The organism is Bacillus sp. Nf3, from assembly GCF_003028545.1.
GTDB lineage: Bacteria > Bacillota > Bacilli > Bacillales > Bacillaceae > Bacillus > Bacillus safensis.
Genome location: NZ_PYUA01000002.1, coordinates 490,230 through 510,874, shown reverse-complemented (window position 1 = coordinate 510,874; position 20,645 = coordinate 490,230). Strand labels below are relative to the sequence as shown.

At 40.8% G+C, this 20,645-nt stretch carries 23 protein-coding genes; 4 read left to right on the top strand and 19 right to left on the bottom strand.

Annotation, left to right across the window (positions count from 1 at the left end; all coding sequences use genetic code 11):
• Positions 1-181 precede the first annotated feature (181 nt).
• Positions 182-424 carry a DUF2626 domain-containing protein gene (locus C9414_RS07405; protein ID WP_003217440.1) on the top strand — a complete coding sequence of 81 codons (243 nt, stop codon included), beginning with the start codon at positions 182-184 and terminating at the stop codon, positions 422-424.
• Between the two features lie 47 nt (positions 425-471).
• Here C9414_RS07405 and C9414_RS07400 read toward each other — a convergent pair whose 3' ends face one another.
• Complete coding sequence (locus C9414_RS07400; protein ID WP_107163360.1) at positions 472-1,110, bottom strand: MBL fold metallo-hydrolase; 639 nt, start codon at positions 1,108-1,110, stop codon at positions 472-474.
• 157 nt (positions 1,111-1,267) lie between these two features.
• Here C9414_RS07400 and C9414_RS07395 point away from each other — a divergent pair, with 157 nt between their 5' ends.
• The gene (locus C9414_RS07395; protein WP_003217333.1) at positions 1,268-1,441 is read left to right on the top strand and encodes a DUF2759 domain-containing protein; all 174 of its coding nucleotides are present in this window, start codon (positions 1,268-1,270) and stop codon (positions 1,439-1,441) included.
• A gap of 24 nt (positions 1,442-1,465) precedes the next feature.
• Here C9414_RS07395 and C9414_RS07390 read toward each other — a convergent pair whose 3' ends face one another.
• The 11 genes from C9414_RS07390 to rpmG form a co-directional block, all read right to left on the bottom strand.
• Entirely contained in the window at positions 1,466-1,780 is a 315-nt protein-coding gene (locus C9414_RS07390) for an MTH1187 family thiamine-binding protein (protein WP_024427984.1), read from the bottom strand.
• A gap of 75 nt (positions 1,781-1,855) precedes the next feature.
• A complete protein-coding gene (locus C9414_RS07385; RefSeq protein ID WP_107163359.1) occupies positions 1,856-3,109 on the bottom strand; it encodes an MFS transporter in 1,254 nt (417 codons plus the stop codon).
• Positions 3,110-3,264: 155 nt separating this feature from the next.
• Complete coding sequence (locus tag C9414_RS07380; protein WP_107163358.1) at positions 3,265-4,386, bottom strand: M14 family metallopeptidase; 1,122 nt, start codon at positions 4,384-4,386, stop codon at positions 3,265-3,267.
• Between the two features lie 86 nt (positions 4,387-4,472).
• Entirely contained in the window at positions 4,473-6,392 is a 1,920-nt protein-coding gene (locus C9414_RS07375) for an LTA synthase family protein (RefSeq protein WP_039179972.1), read from the bottom strand.
• A gap of 213 nt (positions 6,393-6,605) precedes the next feature.
• Complete coding sequence (locus tag C9414_RS07370; protein WP_107163357.1) at positions 6,606-7,559, bottom strand: ROK family glucokinase; 954 nt, start codon at positions 7,557-7,559, stop codon at positions 6,606-6,608.
• Positions 7,560-7,572: 13 nt separating this feature from the next.
• A complete protein-coding gene (locus C9414_RS07365; protein ID WP_047202300.1) occupies positions 7,573-7,776 on the bottom strand; it encodes a YqgQ family protein in 204 nt (67 codons plus the stop codon).
• 70 nt (positions 7,777-7,846) lie between these two features.
• The gene (locus tag C9414_RS07360) at positions 7,847-9,385 is read right to left on the bottom strand and encodes a rhomboid family protein (RefSeq protein WP_107163356.1); all 1,539 of its coding nucleotides are present in this window, start codon (positions 9,383-9,385) and stop codon (positions 7,847-7,849) included.
• Between the two features lie 86 nt (positions 9,386-9,471).
• Positions 9,472-9,645 (bottom strand): hypothetical protein, encoded by a 174-nt coding sequence (locus tag C9414_RS20175; protein WP_162473402.1) that lies wholly within the window; start codon positions 9,643-9,645, stop codon positions 9,472-9,474.
• An 85-nt stretch (positions 9,646-9,730) separates the two neighbouring features.
• The gene (locus C9414_RS07355) at positions 9,731-10,195 is read right to left on the bottom strand and encodes a hypothetical protein (RefSeq protein ID WP_039179980.1); all 465 of its coding nucleotides are present in this window, start codon (positions 10,193-10,195) and stop codon (positions 9,731-9,733) included.
• 131 nt (positions 10,196-10,326) lie between these two features.
• Positions 10,327-10,887, bottom strand: coding sequence for a 5-formyltetrahydrofolate cyclo-ligase (locus C9414_RS07350; RefSeq protein WP_107163355.1), 561 nt, complete (start codon positions 10,885-10,887; stop codon positions 10,327-10,329).
• Positions 10,888-10,935: 48 nt separating this feature from the next.
• Entirely contained in the window at positions 10,936-11,085 is a 150-nt protein-coding gene (gene rpmG / locus C9414_RS07345) for a 50S ribosomal protein L33 (protein WP_008360061.1), read from the bottom strand.
• Between the two features lie 413 nt (positions 11,086-11,498).
• Here rpmG and C9414_RS07340 point away from each other — a divergent pair, with 413 nt between their 5' ends.
• Positions 11,499-11,846, top strand: coding sequence for a hypothetical protein (locus C9414_RS07340; RefSeq protein WP_024422989.1), 348 nt, complete (start codon positions 11,499-11,501; stop codon positions 11,844-11,846).
• Positions 11,843-12,343 (top strand): endolytic transglycosylase MltG, encoded by a 501-nt coding sequence (locus tag C9414_RS07335; protein WP_039179985.1) that lies wholly within the window; start codon positions 11,843-11,845, stop codon positions 12,341-12,343. Before C9414_RS07340 ends, C9414_RS07335 begins: the two co-directional genes overlap by 4 nt.
• A gap of 41 nt (positions 12,344-12,384) precedes the next feature.
• Here the strand turns inward: C9414_RS07335 and pstB (C9414_RS07330) are convergent, their stop codons facing one another.
• The 7 genes from pstB (C9414_RS07330) to C9414_RS07300 form a co-directional block, all read right to left on the bottom strand.
• Positions 12,385-13,167, bottom strand: coding sequence for a phosphate ABC transporter ATP-binding protein PstB (gene pstB / locus C9414_RS07330; protein WP_039179987.1), 783 nt, complete (start codon positions 13,165-13,167; stop codon positions 12,385-12,387).
• Between the two features lie 15 nt (positions 13,168-13,182).
• Positions 13,183-13,995, bottom strand: coding sequence for a phosphate ABC transporter ATP-binding protein PstB (gene pstB, locus C9414_RS07325; RefSeq protein WP_024422992.1), 813 nt, complete (start codon positions 13,993-13,995; stop codon positions 13,183-13,185).
• Positions 13,996-14,018: 23 nt separating this feature from the next.
• Positions 14,019-14,903 carry a phosphate ABC transporter permease PstA gene (pstA, locus tag C9414_RS07320; RefSeq protein ID WP_039179988.1) on the bottom strand — a complete coding sequence of 295 codons (885 nt, stop codon included), beginning with the start codon at positions 14,901-14,903 and terminating at the stop codon, positions 14,019-14,021.
• Positions 14,903-15,829 (bottom strand): phosphate ABC transporter permease subunit PstC, encoded by a 927-nt coding sequence (gene pstC / locus C9414_RS07315; RefSeq protein ID WP_047202305.1) that lies wholly within the window; start codon positions 15,827-15,829, stop codon positions 14,903-14,905. Before pstC ends, pstA begins: the two co-directional genes overlap by 1 nt.
• A 79-nt stretch (positions 15,830-15,908) precedes the next feature.
• Complete coding sequence (locus C9414_RS07310) at positions 15,909-16,826, bottom strand: phosphate ABC transporter substrate-binding protein (protein WP_047202306.1); 918 nt, start codon at positions 16,824-16,826, stop codon at positions 15,909-15,911.
• A gap of 214 nt (positions 16,827-17,040) precedes the next feature.
• The gene (locus C9414_RS07305) at positions 17,041-19,176 is read right to left on the bottom strand and encodes a peptidoglycan D,D-transpeptidase FtsI family protein (protein ID WP_047202377.1); all 2,136 of its coding nucleotides are present in this window, start codon (positions 19,174-19,176) and stop codon (positions 17,041-17,043) included.
• 122 nt (positions 19,177-19,298) lie between these two features.
• Positions 19,299-20,585, bottom strand: coding sequence for an MFS transporter (locus tag C9414_RS07300; RefSeq protein WP_047202307.1), 1,287 nt, complete (start codon positions 20,583-20,585; stop codon positions 19,299-19,301).
• Between the last annotated feature and the right edge of the window lie 60 nt (positions 20,586-20,645).

Sequence of the window (20,645 nt, the reverse complement as noted above, 5' to 3'; positions counted from 1 at the left end):
TCTTATGGAGTAAGTACCCTCATGTTTTTCAGCATAAACACTTTTTCTTCACTTTTTCAAAAAAATTTTTCTACATTCAAAATAAATTGTTCACACGTTGTCAAAAATGTAAATGTTTACATAACAAGTGGTGATCAGCTATAATATGAATCAAAGGGGTTTTTTAAGGGGAGGGAAAGAAATGAATCGCATGTTCCGCGTGCTTGGCTTTTGGACGGGTATTTTTGCTGTCATGTTCTATTTAGGACATATGAAAGATGCATCGCTGCTGTTCTTCGGTCAAACCGTTCTTTTTGTATTTTTATCCTACTTGAATTTATCCGAAAGAATGTATATTTACATTTTCGGAGCGTACTTGACGATTTTCTTTGCCGGATTTACATATTATTCGATTTTCATCATGGTTCCCGGTACCGGACATTAATTGAAAAAAGCATCTCTTCTAAAGAGATGCTTTTTTCATGCCTGCAATTAAAGAGAAAAACCATTAATAAACGGATTTTGCTCCTGCTCTGTCAGCACAGTCGTTTCCCCGCCATGCCCGCTTAATACAAGAGTTGATTCTGGCAAGGACAATAATTTATGATGGATTGATTGAAGCAGCACTTCCTGACTGCCTCCTACTAAATCTGTTCTTCCAATGCCGCCTTCAAATAGCGTGTCACCAGAAATAACAAAGCCCTCTTCCGCCGAATAGTAAGACACACTGCCAGGTGAATGCCCAGGGGTATGGAACATTTCTAATGTAAACGACCCAATTTGAAGCGTTCCTTCTGACGTAATCAATTTTTCAGCTTCTTTGACCGTAATTCCATTTCCAATCAATCGAGCTGAACCATTTAATTCAGCGTTCGTGAGCCATTCTTTTTCATTTTCGTGTACATACAGCGGCACTCCCCACTCTTCGCGTACCTCATCTGCCGCACCAATATGATCAAAATGAGCATGTGTCAATAAGACAGCAAGCGGTTTGAGCTGTTTTTCTTTTACATAGGAAATTAGCTTTTGCGCCTCACCGCCTGGATCAAAAATTAAGCATTCTCCCTGCTCGTTTTTCCAAATATATGCGTTCGCTTGTACATAGCCTAGTGGCATTCTTCTCCAATTCATTTTCATCACCTACTTTATTCATTCTTTTTTATTATGAAGGCTATTCAATAAAAATTCAAACAATCGTCAACTGGAATCTACTCGACAAGCTTTATGAAAACGGTTAAAATGAAAAGAAAGGAAATCAAGGGGATTGATGACAAAGGGGGACTTTCACATGATGCTCGTCATTATTTTTGGTCTAGTCACGATTTTAGCTGCGCTCGGTATCTATCGCTCACTAAAAAAAGTGAACGTACTTGCCATCGCTTTTGCTGGCGCTACATTTTTGGTTTTTGGATGGTTCACTGTCATGACCATCATCTATAGCGGTTATCCAACTGCACATTAAAAGCCTGCTTATAGCAGGCTTTTTTTATTGATTTAAATGCTTATTCACGCTTTCTAATTTGCTTGTAAGCGTTGTGGTTTGATCCCGTCTGTCATCGATGCGAATATTGGTCGCTACTCGGTGCAATCCCTTTTCAAAAGGGGCTTCATGAATGCGCTGAATGACCTCAAATAAAACGGATAATTCGCCTTCAATTAACGTATTCATCGGTGTTAATTGATATTTGATTTTTCCTTCTTGTTGAAAGCCTTCTAAAATTCTTTGTACATCTGCTACGTAAGCACTGACACTTGGTGTTTCAGTGCCTATCGGAATGATGGTGACGTCTGCTATAGCCATCGTTTTTCCCCTTTCAATCAAATCTCATATTTTCTCGTCCCCATTGTAACCTATCTTCAATCAATCATGCCATGCTTACGTTGCGTTTACGGCAGGTTTGTCTCGTTCTATCGTCAAATCCTCCCTCTCTACCTTTCCGATCTTTGTAAACAAAAGCAGGCATATACCTGAAACAGCTTCAATGATGCCGCCAGCCGCAATGACATACCCAGATCCAAACAGTGTAGCCATATAACCGCCAATGAGAGCGCCTAACGGAATCATCAAGAAGGAAATCATGTTGATAATCGCGTACACTTGCGGCTGATCCTCTGCCTTTACTGACAATTGAATCATCGTATGTTCGGGTACGTTAACTGCACTAATGGCTGCTCCTAAAGCAAAAGCTGATATAAACACAAGTGGTAACAATGCGTTCATACCTGTGATGAAGAAGGCGATTCCATCAACAATCCCAGCACCAATAAACAGCAATCCATACCGATTCACCTTTATCTTTGTCAAAACAAACCCCATCAAAAAGGCGCCTAGTGCGGTTGTGACTTTGATGAATGAATAGACGACCGGTCCACTATGTAAATCTTCAGTTAAATAAATAACAGACAATGCTTCCCATGGTGCCGCAGCAAAGTTTGAGCAGACACAAAAAATGGCTAACGGAAACAAAATATGATGGCTTCTAACAAGTGAAAAACCTCGAATTAATCTTTTGCCATAAGATAATCCTTTTTTGGCTTTATCGATGATGGCTTCTGTTTGATATGAAATCATGAACACCAATAAAGCGGACAAAAGATAAAGGGGAATGATCACAAGCATTGTATAGCCTACGCCTACAAATGCAATCATGACACCACAAATCGTTACCGTCACAAGTCTTACGACATGACTTGCTGATTGGATGGTTGCATTCGCTTTTTGTATGAGGTCCTCATGGACAAGCTTTGGAATAATCGATACAGATGCCGGTTCGTAGGAGCCTCCTGTCGCCGAATGAAGCAGCATGCAGCCGATGATGAGGACTAATGGTGTGAAACCATAAAAGTAACTAACCACGATCACAAGAATAATCGCTCCTCGTGTTAAATCAGCAAAGCACATCCAAAACTTCAATTGATGCGGCTTCATCATGGGCGTAATAAATGGTCCAACAATCGCTTGAGGGACAAAGCTGACCGCAATAAAAAAAGCTGTCCCTATTGCTCCTTTCCCTCCTAGTACCAAAAGCCATAAGATGGTGTTGAAAGATAAACTATCAGCTGTAATTTTGCACATTTTAGAAACAAATAGATAAGTAAAATTTCTTTTCCACAGGCTTTGAGCACTCAATAGTCGACATCTCCCTAAATCATATCCTTTTTTTTACATCCATATCTTTCACAATAGCTTACAAGAAAGACTTCGTCAATTACTTCAATATTGTTTTTATTGACCTTAAGCAATTAATTGTTGCTCCAATATGAAAAAGCACCAGACAGGTGCTTTTAACACTTACACGCTTCCCACAAAAGCCGCTTTGTTTTTTCATAAATTGAATCAAATTGATCCATGGAAAGAGGATTTTTCCCTAGACCAAGCTCAACTGTATAGCCCTCATTATGAAATTGATAAATAAACCAATCGCGATAGCCTGCATAGCTGTCGAGATATTGGATCGGTTTGTAGCCGCTCACTTGTTCGAATCGTTTGACTATTTCTTTTGAGATGGCTGGCTCATGGCCAAGAAAACCCCAATAAATCTCTTCTCCTTGTGTATGAAGGGCAATCAGCCGGTCAAATTGTTTTCGCAACGCAAGATTTGCCATCGCTTTCGCTTCTGGTTCTGTTAACGGCTCACGCCCAGGATAATCCCGGTAGGACGGTGCCTTCGACTGATGACGATAGTACTCGATCTCCCAATAAGCAGGGAATTGATTGTTTAAATCCACCCCTCGAATATTTGCTTTCCATTCCCGGTAATCGGAATATCCACCGTTTAGCAGTGTGAATTCTTCACGATGAAGACCTAGTGACTCCGGTCCATTACGAACCAAATCCACTCCATCTGGATTGACCATTGGTACGATGGATAAAGAGGTGGTCTGCAGAATATGAACCGCTTCATAATGTCTTGCCTGCACTGGGTCAGACGCTGCTAAGCAAAGCGATTTCAACCATTTTAATAAAACAGACGTCGTGATCCATTCATTTGCATGAAATGAGGCATTGAGATGAATAGAATGTAAATGCTGAACAGGCTCTGTTCGGATTTCATAAATAGGTGTATCAAGCACTGAATGGCCAATAATGCTGATATGAAGAAAAGGAAATATGGCTTTCAAGTGGCTCAGCTCTTTTTCTAATTGAGCGCTATCATATTCAAATGTTCCATTGATCCAATCATCGGATTGCTGCAGTCTGTAAGGCGTAATAAATCTCTGCACATCACCGATGGAATCAAATACATGGACTCCTTCTGGAAGTCTATATCCCGGTAAAAGAAGGTCATTAGTGCTTGTGTTAGATAAATGGAAAGCAGCTTTGCCAATACCAAGCTGCTTTGCCACAGCATCCCTCTCCGCTTTATCAAGCTGCCATTCAATTTTTCCAAACGACGTTGTCTTCATTTACATCCCTCCTCTCATACTATATGAACCGTCAGGCAAAAAAAGAAAACCTCTGCTTCTAAAAATAGCAGAGGTTTTTTCATCTATTAGGACGCCTTTTTCAGCTCCGTTTCACCTTCTTTTTTAGATGGTGAATGGTCCGGGCTGTTTCGATCATAAAATCTAAGGAGATCTCCGTAGATGATTTGATCAGAGAATTGAAGCTCCTGCTTCGCTTTCTCTTCATAAGACTGACACACATTTTTATCATCTGCTGGCTCGCCTGTCTCTTTATTGTAGCAAACACCATCTGTAAAAATGCTGTCCTTCGTAATAAAGCTTCCATCACGGAGTACTGTAAAGTCATTCGTATCTTTTGATAAAAGGTCATGACCAAATTGAATTTGTTTACTTGTATCAATACCTAGAAGATTGAGTACAGTTGGACGGATATCGACCTGACCACCTACCGTATCAATTTCTTTTGGATGTTGATCCGTTACCCCTGGAATGTGTACAACAAATGGGACTTTTTGAAGCTGTACTTCTTCAAATGGCGTAATCTCTTTATTTAAGAATTGTCCCATGGCTTCGTTATGGTTTTCAGAAATTCCATAGTGATCCCCATATAAAACAAAAATGGAGTTATCGTATAACCCAGCTTCCTTCATCTTTTTAAAGAAAAGCTTAAGGGCTTCATCTTGATAACGCACTGTAGGGAAGTACTTGTTCAGCGTTTTGCTCTTTGAATCATATTCATCAATGAGCTTATCTTCTTCATCTAAATCAAAAGGGAAATGGTTCGTTAATGTAATCAATCTCGTATAGAAAGGCTGCGGGATCGATTTCATTAATTCAGCGGACTGCTCAAAGAACGGACCATCTTTCAGTCCCCAGCCAACTGAGTTTTCTTCATTCACATCAAATGATTTAATATCAAAGAACTTATCGTAGCCAAAGCTATCGTAGATAAGGTCGCGGTTCCAGAAGCTTTTGTTATTCGCATGAATAACAGAAGAGTGGTAGCCCTCATCCTTTAACAGCTCAGGTGTCGCTGTAAACTCATTACTTGGATTTGTGAAGAACACAGCCCCTCTTCCAAGTGGATAAAGAGAATTATCTACAATAAACTCTGAATCAGATGTTTTCCCTTGACCTGTTTGGTGATAAAAATTAGTAAAGTTATAGCTCTTCTTGATCAATTTGTTTAAAAACGGAGTAATTTCTTTCCCGTTTAATTTTTCATTGATCACAAAACTCTGTGTAGACTCAAGTGATACAAGAATGACATTTCGTCCTTTCGCTTGACCAAATGTCTTTTCATTACGGTCCGTTTGATTTGCGCTTACATAGTTTTCAATTTCAGTTAAGCTATTACTGTCAGCAAGGGCTCGTTGAGCAGACTGCTTCGATTGCAATACCCCATCATAAATATGGAAGTTATATAAGCTGATATTTTTCACCAGCATCTCACGGTCAAATGAGCGAGTAAGCAGTTCTGGTCTTTCTGTTTCAGCTAAACCAAGGTTAAAGAAAAATGTAGCTGCCACAAATAAGTAATATGCTGCTCGTTCTTTTCGTGAAACTGTGACATCTGTTCTAAAGGAAGGCTGTTTTTTATAGAGCCAAATTAAAATGATGATATCAACAAACATCAGTAAATCGACTGGTTCAATTAAAGAGGTAATACTTGACCCGAGGTCACCCATATTGTTTGTTTGAAATAGGACGGGGATGGTTAGAAAGTCACTATAGAATCGATAAAACACAATGTTGGCTAACAAAATGAATGTCAGGATAAAGCTTGTCACGATGATATATCGATTTCGATTTTTCTCTTTGAAAAATAAACCGATACCGAAGATAAACAAGAGAAAGCTAAGCGGATTAATAAACAGGATAAACTCCTGCATGAAATTTTCAATTTTAATATTGAAGCTAGATTTATAGATAACATAGGTTTTGACCCACATCAGCAATGTCGCAATCAGTAAAAATGAAATCGCCTTTAATCTATTCTTTCGCATTGTAACCTCCTTATGCTAAGCGCGCATCTAGGCCCTAGATATACCCTAATTATTGGTGCTTCTAGAAAAATAACTAAAGTATATCTTATCCTGTATATGATGGAAAATCAATGTCTTTTTCCTCATGACAAACTTATGAATATGCTAAACATCCAATTTCATGCCTATCTATCGCTTTTTTTAATAAAAATGACATCATTATGACTTTTTTGTTCAAGACAGCCATTTGGTTTTTGCCATCCATGCACCGCCGATGACACCCGCATCGTTTCCGAGTGATGCTATCACCACTTCGACATCGTCTGCGCAAGGCGGGAACGCATGTTGTTTCACAACGCGTTCTACTTTACTGCGAAGAAGCTCACCTGCTTTTGAAACACCGCCGCCAATCACAATTTTCGTTGGGTTTAAAGCACTGGCAAGATTCGCTAGGACAAGTCCAAGATGTGTCGTCACTTCTTCTACGACACGCATTGCAAGATCATCTTCGTTTTCTGCCGCTTCAAATACATTCTTTGCTGATAGCGAAGCGAGCGTGCCAAGTGAAGATGTATGCTGCTCGGTTTCTAATTTATCCTTTGCAAGCCGGACGATGCCAGTTGCAGATGCGATCGTTTCAATACAGCCTGTTCTTCCGCAGTTACAAGGTGCTCCTTGAAATGGAACGGCACAAATATGACCAATTTCTCCGCCAGCACCTGTCTCCCCTTGAACAACTTCACCGTTGACGATGATGCCGCCGCCAACCCCTGTTCCAAGTGTGACCATCAGGATATTTTTTGCGCCATCTCCTGCACCCTTCCACATTTCACCGAGTGCAGCAATATTCGCATCATTTTCAATGACAGATGGAAGTCCTGTCTCTGCCTCTAGGTGATCTTTCAACGGATAGTTTGTCCAGCCCAGATTCGTTGTTTTATAGACGATTCCAGATACTTTATCTACGGGTCCAGGTGCACCCATTCCGATCCCAATAAGTGCTGATTTTGGCATACTGATCTCAACCAGTTTATGGTGAATTGATTTGGCAATATCGACCGTGATCGTCTGCCCGGATTTATCTGTAGGAATCTCCCACTTATGCTGAATTTCACCATATAGATTAATGAACGCAAGCTTAATTGTCGTACCGCCAAGATCAATACCTACAAACCAATCCCCTGTCATATGCCCTCCACCTTCACATTGTTTTTCGATTTATTTTGGCTAGCTCCATTTGAAGAATCGTCATTGCGTTTGACCATTCGGTCCGGTCAATGATGCCCGATGTATACATTTCCTTCAATTCGTCTGCCATAAATTCTAATTCTACTTCACGATCTCCGAAATACACATAATTTCCAAATCTCATAAGCAGCTGCTGTACATCATATAACGTTTTCATTGTTTCCACCATTTCTTCTCATCAACAGATAGGATAAGCGTATTCATAAATGCGCTTTCAGTCAAGTCATTCAACGTGTTTGACTATTTTCGATATATTGTTTCAGCTTTAAAAATTGATCATTTTGAGGGTCCTGTTTTAATGCTTTCTCTAATAGTTCTTCTGCTTTCGTTGTCTCTCCTTTTTCTACGAATAACAACGATAAATGATACAGTTTATTTGGTTCATCTGGATCTTTTTCAAGCGACTTTTGTAAAAATTGAATGGCCTTATCAAGGTGGCCCTGCTGCGCTTCGGATAGTGCATAAATATGAAGTGCCTCAGCTGATGCATCTTTTTCGTGAACATATTCCTCTAGTCGTTCACTTGCTTCGCTATACTTTTTCTCATCAAATAAACTCGCTGCCTCACTTGTTGCCGCTGCTTCCTTTTGATTATCAGAATGAAACCCTGTATACAATCCAAAACCACCTATCAAGAGCAAAGCAGCAGTCGCAAGAAGCATTTTGACAGGCTGCGTCTGTTTAGGAAGACGGACAGCTAATGCGGTGAAAAAACCTCCAACCAGGCCGCCAAGATGCCCTGCGTTATCAATACCTGATACAGTGAAGCCTATTCCTAGGTTAATGAGAATAATGACAATAATATTTGTCCCCATCGTCCGAAAGAAAAGCTTTCGATTTGAGATGGCTAAATATAACAGTGCCCCTAAACAGCCAAAAATCGCGCCTGATGCACCGGCTGCAATTGCCGTATTAAACACAAAGCTCGCTATGGAGCCAAAAATGCCGGAAATCAAATAGATGAGCAAAAATCTTCCTGACCCATAAATTCTCTCAACAGCCGCTCCAACGGACCAAAGAGCAAAAGTATTAAAGAGTAAGTGCGTCAAGCCAATATGTAAAAACATTGGTGTTATCAGGCGCCACCATTCACCCTCTAAAATCAGCACATTATTTTTAGCACCAAATGCAGTTAAAGTTGCCGTATTGGTACTTCCGCCAGAGAGCTCAAGTAAAAGAAACATCACCACTTGGACAGCGATCAGCAAGTAGGTGAAAATGGGTCTGCCATTTTGAAACACGGCCCGTTCCCGTTCACGCTGTTTTTCCTGATCATCAAATGCCTGGAGCACGTTCCTTTTAAGCTGCATTGCATCCTCAGCTGTGTCTCTCTTTGCTTCTTCTACATCAACTGCAAGAGATGTATTGAGCCATTTATGCAGTTCGTTTACATCGTTTTGAAGCGTGTCTGCATTGAGTAACACAGGAGTAACTGTCACCTTATTCTCTTTTTGCGGCTCACCGTTTAGGTCTTCCCAATCATCTACTGGAACATCAGTTGTAAATTGCAGCTGCAAGAGATGAAGCGATCGTTTACGCATAGCTTCTCTCAGCTGATTGATCCGATATGTTTGCTCCTCGATATCTCGAACGATCTCCTGTCTAAAATTCACATCTTTTCTATATAGACGGATGAGATCATAGCCTGAGTTTCGTGGTGCTTCAAAAAATATTTCATCTTCTGGGTACGGACTTTGAATCATCTCGTATCCTTTTTGTCTTAGTTCATCAACAACTCGCCAAAATAGACTATCTATGACATTCATACATTCGCGCTCCATTTTTTACATTATTATAGCAAGAATCGTTCTGATCCGCATTTCAAAACAAAAAAATCCCGGCATTTGCGGGATTAGAATGCTTGGCGAATAAATTTCGTCCGAAAATATGGGATTTTCATCAGCCATTTAATCAAAAAGTGACGTACTTGATTTTGGCCTAAAATCAAATTCATGAGCCGATAACGATTTTGCACGAGAACGAATGCAAACAGTGTGAACACAATGCTCCAAATCATTTTATTCATCATATTCCCTCCTATGTTCGTATCGTGGCTTAAATAGGATTTGTTTATGCATGAACCAACATTTTTATCGCCTAAAAGCAGGCCTTCACAATCTAATCCCTTGTTCTTTTGATTGAATATAATAAACCTCTCCGCACTCTGATTGATCATAAGAAACGTCAAATTGATGAAGGTCGATTAAATCCTTGAAAGTATGAGGCAGCTTACAATTCCGCTCTAACCCCTCCACCTTGTGCGGGAAGTAACTGTCGTATGGATTTGGTGTATGAACATATACAGCGTCTAAACCAGGGTCATGCTCGTGAATACAAATCCAAGTTTGGTATGGCTTTTCAAAGCCTTCAAGCTGTTTTAGCAGCCTATGATATAAAGCGATATGAGCTTTGATATGTTCTCTCCTTATTTTTAAGCTATTTTCCCCGACTCCAAAAAAATCAAGGTGTGTATGCGAAAAAGAGAACCACGAATCGTGGTCGAGCGTTAATTGATAAGTATTCACTTCCTCCCACATATTACGGAAGTATCTTTTCTTTCCACGAAATTTTTTCAAAACATATCCCCCCGTCAGCTAAAATGCTTTTTAATGAAAAATGTTGATCGCTATCGTTCATGTGACTTTTGATCACAAACAAGACCTTCGCTCAACACAAAAAGCCCGTTCATACGTATAAGCAGCGGACTTTATTTTTGATATATGGTACCTTTCTCACTGACGATAATTGAGACCGGGATGTCGTGCGTTTCAACCGGAATATGCTCGGTTTGCTGTACTGTCAAACAAAGGGCAAGCGTATCGCCGTGATAGTCAGCTAAGTAGCGGTCATAATAGCCGCCCCCATATCCGATACGGTAACCTTGTCGATCAAAGCACACCCCAGGCACAATGATCAAATCGATTGATTCTTTAGATGCAGCGGCCGACGCCATAGGGTCGGGCTCCAATAGCCCAAAGTAGCGGGATATCATCTTCGTTTCCGGTGTATATTTATAAAACGTCATCTCTTTTGTTTCCGGAAAACAGGTGGGTACACATACTGTTTTCCCCTCCTGCCATGCTTTTTCAATGAGAGGCATTGTCGGTACCTCTTTTCCTCTAGACATGGTGATTGCGATCGTATTTGCTTGTTTCCATGCTGGCAGCTGAAACAAGTGCTCATGAAGTAAAGCGGTGCTTCGCTCGAATTCCTCAGCACTCAACTGATCCAGCTTGGCTAATGTTTGAAGGCGAAGCTCTTTTTTCACACAGATCATCTCCCATCATAAAAAAACAGCAGGAAAATTCCCTGCTGCTTACTTTGTTTCACGATGTAAAGTTTGTTTTTTATCACGTGAGCAATACTTTTTGAATTCAACGCGATCTGGATTGTTTCGCTTATTCTTTTTAGTAATATAGTTACGCTCACCGCATTCAGTGCAAGCTAGAGTAATATTTACGCGCATGTTTTTCCCTCCAAACTAAAATCAATTCACATTCAGACCTAACTATAATACCACTTCTAGCTTAGGAATGCTAGAATGTTTTTTCACCAATTTCAATTTCAGTGCAATCCGTCTACGTTCTGATCTATATCGCACGGTCATTTTATGAAAAATAGCCTACTCCCCTATAAAACGTCAATCTTTGTCGTACTGTATACGTGAGAAACCCTCTTTTATTTTGACAGCGAGCAAGATTTTCATACTCGTTTTTCATTAAAAAAGAAAAAAGATGAAAAAAAGGTGATTTTTTCAGCAATTCCTTTTGAAACTAGCTTTTTTATGGTATAAAAAAGAAGGGTCGAAAACTGTCTGAAACAATCATGAAAGCCTTTTATGGTTTTCAGCATTAAAATATGAATAAAAGGTGATGAAACATGGAAATTGCAATTATCGGATTGCTTGTTGTCAGTATCGTACTGATCGCATTCTCATATTTTCAAAGAGAGCCGATTAAAGAAGTCGAGCAGGAACTTGAAACACTTCAACTATCTGCAATGCAAGAAATCTATAAACTGAAAAAGAAAATGAAGGTTCTTGAAGAAGAATTGCTTGAAACAAACATCGTCGTCCGCAAACATTCAGAAATTGATCCATCTATCGCAAGACAAATCATTTCAAAGCATCAAAATGGCATGTCTCCTGAGGCCATTGCGCGTGCTGAGCATGTATCTGTAGATGAAGTCAACATGATCATTAAAGACAACGAGAAGGTGCTTGTATGACGAAAAAAAGCATCCAAACGTTTGCGGCAGGTATGATTCTTGCAACTGGTGTTCTGGCAATCGTTTTTTTCCTCACTGGAAAAGATGAAGCGACGGCTGATACGACCACAAAAGAAACGCTCGCAGCGAAAGTAACAGACACTGACGTGAAAAACTATTTAGACTCTAAAAAAGAAGTCTCCGTCAGCCGTGAAACATATCAGCAGCTTCTTGATTATAAAGAAAAAGCACTGAAAGCAAATGAAGACGGCGATTCTAAAAATGATAAACAAACATCAGACAAGCCTAAAGGCAAATCGGTCAAATTCGTTATTAAAAACGGGATGAGCACAAGTGATGTTTCAGACATGCTTGAAAAGGACGGAATCATCAACTCGTCTAAAGATTTTAATGATTACGTGATTGACGCCGGCTACCATAAAGAAATTCGTGCAGGCAAGTTCAATTTAAAAACAGGGATGACGTTCAAACAAATCGTCAAAGCCTTAACAAAATAACAATAAAAACCCCTGGCGGCGCTGACCTCCAGGGGTTTTTATTATCCAAATCGACCAGAAATATAATCATTTGTTCTTTGATCATTTGGCTCAGAGAACATCACATTTGTATCATTGATCTCAACAAGCTCCCCCATTAAGAAGAAGGCTGTTCTATCTGATACCCTGGCCGCTTGCTGCATATTATGCGTCACAATGGCAATCGTGTATTTCTCTTTTAATTTCATAATCAATTCTTCAATCTTTAATGTTGAGACAGGATCAAGCGCTGATGTTGGTTCATCCATTAATAAGATGTCTGGGCTTGTGGCAATAGCCCTTGCGATACAAAGACGCTGCTGCTGACCGCCGGAAAGACCTAATGCAGGCGCACTTAATCGATCCTTCACTTCATCCCAAAGGGCAACATCACGAAGCGCTTTTTCAGCGATTTCTTTCAATTGCTGCTTGCTCTTCACCCCGTGAATTCTTGGCCCATAGACGACATTATCAAAGATAGATTGAGGGAATGGGTTCCCTTTTTGAAAGACCATGCCGACGTTTTTACGCAGTTCCACTAGATCGACGCGGCCTTTTAAAATATTGTCACCGTTATACATCATATCCCCGGTGATTTTCACACCTGGCACTGTTTTGACCATGAGATTTAAGGTCTTGATAAACGTTGACTTTCCGCAGCCGGACGGACCGATAATTGCTGTGACTTCATGCTCTCTTATGTCTAAATCAATATGCTTCAGTGCGTGATGCTGTCCATACCAAAGGTTCATATCATTCACACGAAACACTTCTTTTTTTGCTGTTTCAGTTGCTACTGCATTCATCAAAATCCACCCGCCTTATCCAAATCGACCATTGATATAGTCTTCTGTTTTTTGCTGCGCAGGACGTGTAAAGATACGTTCAGTGGCATCATATTCTACTAGATCACCGTTTAGGAAAAAGGCCGTATGATCAGATACACGTAACGCTTGCTGCATGTTGTGAGTCACAATGACGATCGAATAATCATTTTTCAAATCTGATAATAACTCTTCAATTTTTGCATTTGAGATCGGGTCTAGGGCAGAAGCAGGTTCATCTAATAAAAGAACGCTGGGCTTCATCGCAAGTGTACGTGCAATACAAAGGCGCTGCTGCTGACCGCCGGATAATGACAAAGCTGAGCGGTGCAGACGATCTTTGACCTCATCCCAAAGCGCCGCTTTTGTTAAGCTTTCCTCTACCGCATCATCAAGCACTGATTTTCTTTTTTCTCCCGCATACTTTAATGCATGGGTAATGTTATTGTAGATCGATTTAGGAAATGGGTTTGGTTTTTGGAAAACCATGCCGATTTCTCTTCGTAAATTCACCACATTAATGCGGTCATCCAAAATATTGAGCCCTTCGTACATGATCGCCCCTTCACTTCTCGCACCTGGGATCAAGTCGTTCATGCGGTTAATGCTGCGTAAAAAGGTTGATTTCCCGCAGCCAGATGGGCCGATTAATGCGGTAATTGCGTTCTTCTCAATTTCAAATGAAATGTGATTGACCGCTCTTTTTTCCCCATAATAAATGCTTAAATCCTGCACCTGTAATATCTGTTCTGCTTGAAGTGGAGCCTTTTTTGCTGCAATCTCTTTTTTTTCTGCTAGCATTTGAACCATATCCCCTTCACACCTTTCTCACATTATTTTGACGTAAGCTTCTTATGAATAAATGAACCAAGCCATCTAGCTGCTAAGTTGAATACTAAAACTGAAAGCACAAGTACGGCTGATGCACCATTTGCAATGGCCTCTGCATCTGGAATGATTCCTTGTGTATTGACGTTCCATATATGAACGGCTAATGTTTCTGCCGGTCTAAAAATATTCAGCGGTGACGTATCAGAAAATGGACTCCAGTTTGTAAAATCAAGACGCGGTGTGGTGAGGCCTGCTGTGAAAAGAAGCGCTGCTGCCTCACCGAAGACTCTTCCTGATGCTAAAATCGCACCGGTAATAATAGAAGGAATCGCACCTGGAATTAGGACCGTCTTCACTGTATGCCATTTCGTCACACCAAGCGCTAGTGATGCTTCCTTTTGATCCTTCGGTACAGAGCGAAGCGCGTCTTCTGTCACCCTGACCATCACTGGCAGGTTAAACACCGTGAGTGCAAGAGCTCCACCAATAATTGTATAGCCCCAGCCTGTTAAATTGACAAACATGAGTAAACCAAACATACCAATGACAATAGAAGGAAGTGAAGACAGCACTTCAATACATGTGCGGATAAAATCAGTGACTTTGTTTTGAGGCGCATATTCAGCCATGTACACTCCGCCGCCGACACCAAGTGGTACTGTGATCAGCATTGTAATAAACAAAATGTAAAACGAGTTAAACAGTTGGTCCCTAATGCCGCCGCCAGAGCCAATCGCACTTGAGCGAGTTGTCAAAAAGTCAAAGTTTAATTCTTTTGCCCCGTTGAAAATGATATAAGAAAACAAACCAACTAGGATCGCCGTAATAATGGCGGCACATAATCCAAAAACAATCGTGGCAAAACGATCGGTCATTTTGCTATTCATTAAATCTTCCTCCTAGACGACAAGTATCTGATAATGAGTATGAACATAAACGATACAACTAGAAGGACAAGCCCCATTGACCAAAGTGTATTGTTCTCAACACTTCCATACGTTGTGTGACCCATGTTTAACGTAATAATGGTTGTTAATGTACCAGCTGTATCCATAATGCTCTCTGGTAAATTACGTGTGTTTCCAATGACCATTTGAACGGCAAGGGCTTCTCCAAATGCTCTCGCCATCCCAAGAACGACAGCTGTCATTAATGTTGGAAGAGCTGCTGGTACAAGCACACGTCTAATCGTTTGCCATCTTGTTGCGCCAAGTGCATACGATCCCTCACGTAAGCTTTTTGGAAGGGAAGCCATTGCATCAGTTGCAATAGATGTAACGGTTGGCAGAATCATAATAGACAGGACAATCGTTCCTGCTAACACGCTATGCCCTGAGCCGCTTGACTTGAAATGTCCGATAAACGGCACCAATACTGTAAGACCTATGAATCCGTAAACAACGGATGGAATCCCTACAAGCAATTCAATGACTGGCTGGAGAATTTTCCGGCCCCATGCAGGTGCAATTTCTGTCATAAAGATCGCTCCTGCGATGCCTAGCGGCGCTGCAATGAGTGCCGATAAAAGTGTGACGGCGATCGATCCAAAGATAAAAGGAAATGCGCCGTACTCCGGGTTTTCTGCTGTGGGGTTCCAATTGATACTGGTTAAGAACTCAATTGGGCTTACACCATTTACGATGAAAGATTGTAAACCCTTAATGCCAAGGAAGATGGTGATGGCGATGGATACTGCAATCATTAAGAATGCGCAGAATCTCACCAAAATACTTCCTCTTACTTCATCCATTTGCCTATTTTTCTTCGAGCTGATCAGCCGATCGCTCGCTTCTGTATGTTCTATCTGCTTCATCTTTTTCTACACTCCTATGAATGTCATAAAAGGAAAAGTGAAATGCTCCACTTTTCCTTCATCAGCAATTCAAAACCTCTTACTTATCTGATTGTTTGCCTGCTGCGTCTCTTTCTACTTTCATATTAGAGACTGAGATGTAGCCTTGGTCTTTAACGATTTCTTTTTGTACTTCGTCACTCATAAGGTAATCTAAGAATTGTTTTGCTAGACCTTCCGGCTCACCTTTTGTGTAAGAGTGCTCGTATGCCCAAATTGTATATTTACCGCTTTCTACATTGCTTTCTTCTGGTTTCACACCATCAATGCTAAGCGGTGTAATTTTGTCATCTGTTAAATAAGAGAATGCTAGGTATCCAATTGCACCTGGTGTTTCTGCAATCAGTTTTTTTACTGTGTTTGAAGAATCTTCTGTGATTCCTTCTGCAGGTGTTGCACCATCAAGTGCATATTTCACAAATGTTGCACGAGTTCCTGAAGAATCAGGTCTGTTGACAAGCGTGATTTTTTGGTCTTTCCCGCCAAGCTCTTTCCAGTTTTTGATTTTACCAGTGAAGATTTTTTTCAATTCGTCCTTTGTGATGTCTTTGACACCCACTTCAGGGTTTACAGCTGCGGCCATGCCAACCACTGCTACTTTGTGGTCTTTTAAAGCTTTTGCGTCGATTCCATCTTTCTCTTCAGCGAATACATCTGAGTTACCAATTTGTACAGATCCTTCTGAAACTTGAGAAAGTCCTGTTCCTGAACCGCCGGCTTGTACTTGAATATCGGCTTTTGGATGTTTATCCATGAATTTTTCTGCTGCCGCAAGAACTAAAGGCTGCATCGCAGATGATCCTGAGATGGTAATGGAACCTGATGCCTCATCTTTGTTTGAAGCATTTCCTTTACTGTCTTTTGAATCCCCGCTTGAGCTGCTGTTTCCGCATGCTGTGACGAATGCTAACAATGCGATAGTAAGGAAAGTAAGCAGCCATAATTTGTTCTTTTTCATTTCAAGAATACCCCCTGAATAATTTGTCCTACGAGTAATACATTAAAGGTTCTTTATTAATTTCGTTTAAATGGAATGTTAAGGTTTTGTAAATGTCGAAGTTTTGTAGAGAAATTGCGGCGTTTTTTATGAATTTTGTCAATTTATATCGGAATTTTTGAAGAAAACGTAAAAAAACGCCCACAAAAAGTGAGCGTTTTTACCTATGAAAGGTCTAGTTATTTGTTTCTGCTTCATTTTCAATTTTGTTTTTGTTTTTCGCCTGTGTATCATTGCTTTCCTGTTTTGATTTCAGTTCAAAGTACTTGTCTAATACTTGTTCCCCAATATCGTTTGTAATTGGATAGCGCTGGTTGTAGTCTTGATACACCCACGGGACGACAACGGAAATGGCCACTTCAGGATTATCAGCAGGCGCGTATGCAACAAGAGTTGTGTTATACGTCGGTGTACCGCGCTTGCTTTTAATTGGACCGTCATAGAATGATTGAGCGGTTCCTGTTTTGCCAGCTGGATTATACTTTTTGTTGCCAAAGTTTGAATAAGCTGTCCCTCTTGGGTTCTGCATCACAAGCTTGAAGCCTTGCTGGACACGCTTGATTTGATCACTTGTCATGTCTAGCTTATTCAATACATCCGGTTTGACGGATTCTGTCACAGCTCCAATGCCGCGCTGCGGATCTGGCTCTCTCACTTCTTTGACAAGCTGCGGACGTAAACGATACCCGCCATTTGCAATGGTTGAAACGTATTGCGCCATTTGCAGCGGTGTAAACGTATCATACTGTCCAATCGCATAGTCAAGTAAAAGGCCCGATTGTGTAGACGTTCCTCTGTAGCCCGTTGCCTCGTTTGGCAGGTCAATACCAGTTTTGACACCAAGGCCAAATTTACTGAAATTGTAGCGGAACGTATCAAATGCTTTCGGATCAATTGGGAGCGGCTGATTCTTACGATATTCGCTTTTCCCAATAGCGATCGCTGTTTTGAACATATACACGTTTGATGAACGCTCTAGTGCTGTTAAATCATTAATGAGTCCCATATTTTGATAGGATTTCTTTGGCGGTGACTGGGCGATATAGAGAGGTTCATCATATTGGGTACTTCCAATATGAATAGCGCCTGTTTTATATCCGGTCAGTACCGTTGCCCCTTTTACAGCTGATCCCATCGCATATGAGGATGTCATCGTTCCTAATGAGTAGTCATCGAACTTGTATTTTCCGTTTTTGTTTGAAATCTGCTTACCCGCAACAGAGAGAACCTCTCCATTTCTCGGATCCATCATGACAACAAATGCGCGATCAAGAAGCTCAGTTCCCCCTCTTTGTTTCGCACTTCTCAAGTTCTTTTCAATAATTTTTTCAACCGCTTTTTGCAGCTGAATGTCAATTGTCAGCACAAGGTCTTTCCCGCTCTTACCTTCTGTTAACACTTTAGAGCTTGTGACATTGCCCTGTTTATCAGTTGTACTCTGTTCTTTTTCCTTTTGGCCCTGCAGGACATCTTCATATTGATATTCAAGATAGCTTTTTCCTACACGGTCATTTCGGCTGTAGCCGAGTGATAGATAATGCTCAAGAAGTGACTGCGGAAGACCCTCATCACTCGAAGACACACTGCCAAGCATACTGCGGAGCAGTCCTTTATACGGATAGCTACGTGACCAGTCTGTCGTCACATCAACACCTGGCAGCTCGTCCAAATGCTCAGAGACGTAAGCAATTTCACTTGGCTTTACATCTTCATTTTTAATAAATTGAGGCGTCAGTGCATAGCCTGCATCCATCTGCCTTTTAATAGCAAGCACTTGTAAATCTTTTTTCGTCAGTTGATTCAATTCCTTGTCTGTGATGCGTTTTAGCTGAAGCTCATATAGTTTATCATCAGAGACCTTATCGTCATCCTTTAATTCTGATTCCTTTTGAACAAGCTTTTTCGCTTCATTCGGATGCGTTAAGATCCAGAAATCTTTTTTGTCACGATCTGTGATTTTTTTCGTACTCACATGAATCATATCCGCTAATTTTGATGCCACTTTGAGCCGCTCTTCTTGTGAAGTCGTCGAGGTTCTCGTATATGTAATGGCATTTAGCGCTTTATTGCTGACAATCGTATTGTAGTTTCGATCGTAAATTTTTCCCCGCGGAGCAGATGAGCTGACATTCACATCCTCTTGTTTCTCTGCCTGCTTTTTATAATCTTCTCCATTGACAATTTGCACAAACCCGAGTCTAACGACAACGCCAGTAAAAATAATAAACGCAGCTAAAAATAATAAATTCAGCCGGATCGGAAGTGTTTTGCGCCCTTCCTTCGCGTCTTTTTTGTTTTTCTTGTTTCTCATCACATCACCTTTTCTATCAAGAAAGAAATGGCACCCCTTTTTGTGTTTAAAAGGTGCCATCATCATTTTAGCGGTTTTTCTATCATTTATCTAGAAATTTGATGTTCCATTGGTAAGAAATTTTACCTTTCTCCCTTAATAAGGTTCGTGTGAGAAACTGGCTTTTGACCGTCAGCCTCTTTCATATCAGCTGTTTTTTCTTTTAAATGAATATCTTTTACAAAATAATAAATGAGGGTATGTCCCGCCCCGAGCACAACAAGAGATGCTGGGATTCCGAGCTCATCACCTAGTAAGGTGACAGACAGCAGGAACAAAACAATCGAACTAATACGGCCGGCATTTAAAAATAGCTCTCTGACCACAATATATTCAATTCTGGCCTTTCTGGCATACCTTGCATGGCCGATGACATCATATGTTAAGGATACATAAGGAACAAGCAGGAGCGGATATCCTATCGCAATGGCTACCGCATACATCAGAAGTGAAACATAGGACAAGTGGAAAACGATTAAAAACAGGGCGCCGTATAAAATCAGCCCGCCAAGCATAATCGCCTTCTTCCGCCACTTTTTCTTAATCAAACGTGTAGCGAAGAAATAAGCAAAAAACGCAACACCTGAATTCACTAAACCAAACGTCCCGAGAGCAAGCTCACTGTTTGTTGCAATAAACACGAAGACACTGATTAAGAAGACAAAGACCCCTTCACGAAGCCCTTGAAAAAAATGAGCTGTTGTAATCCTACGCCAATTCTCGTCTGCATGGCGTTCTTTCCAAATTTGTTTGATGATAAATTTGCCTTTTGACTGCCTTCTTTTGAGGAAAAAGCTCATCACAACCGCTAATGAAAACAAAAAAAGCGATAATGTGAATATGACTGTGTAGCCTGTATCATCCGTTAACTGAGAAATGACAATGCCCGCAATGAGAGGACCGATCATGCCGGCAGTTGAAGTAAGCACCCCGAGAAACCCATTAAAGAAGTCTCTTGTTTCAGGCTCGGTGATCTCAAAGGTGAGTACGTTAAAAGCAAGCCAGTAAAAACCATAGCCGATCCCAAGGACACTTCCCAATAAAACAAGCCGTGCGGCCGCTTGTTCTCCTGCCATTAAAACAATTAAATAAAAAGCGGCTAAAAAGATGACACCGAAACGAAGGACAAACGCCCGGTCTATTTTTTTAGCGAGCCGGCCAGCAAATAAAAACGTAATGGGCTGAAGCACCACAATGGCCAAGTTATAAATCGCAAGATCCGTGAATTTCCCAGACTGTTTCCATAAGTACACATTTACAAACGTATTTGAAAGCGCAATGGCAAGTGCGTATAACCCGCCAATCGTGAGGAGGAGCAATAAATCTCTTGTAACATCCATGTCCCCGAACATTTTCTTTAATCTGCTCATACAATTCATTCTCCTTTTCTACACAATAGTCTGTCTCATCAAAAGGCAGATATGTAAAAA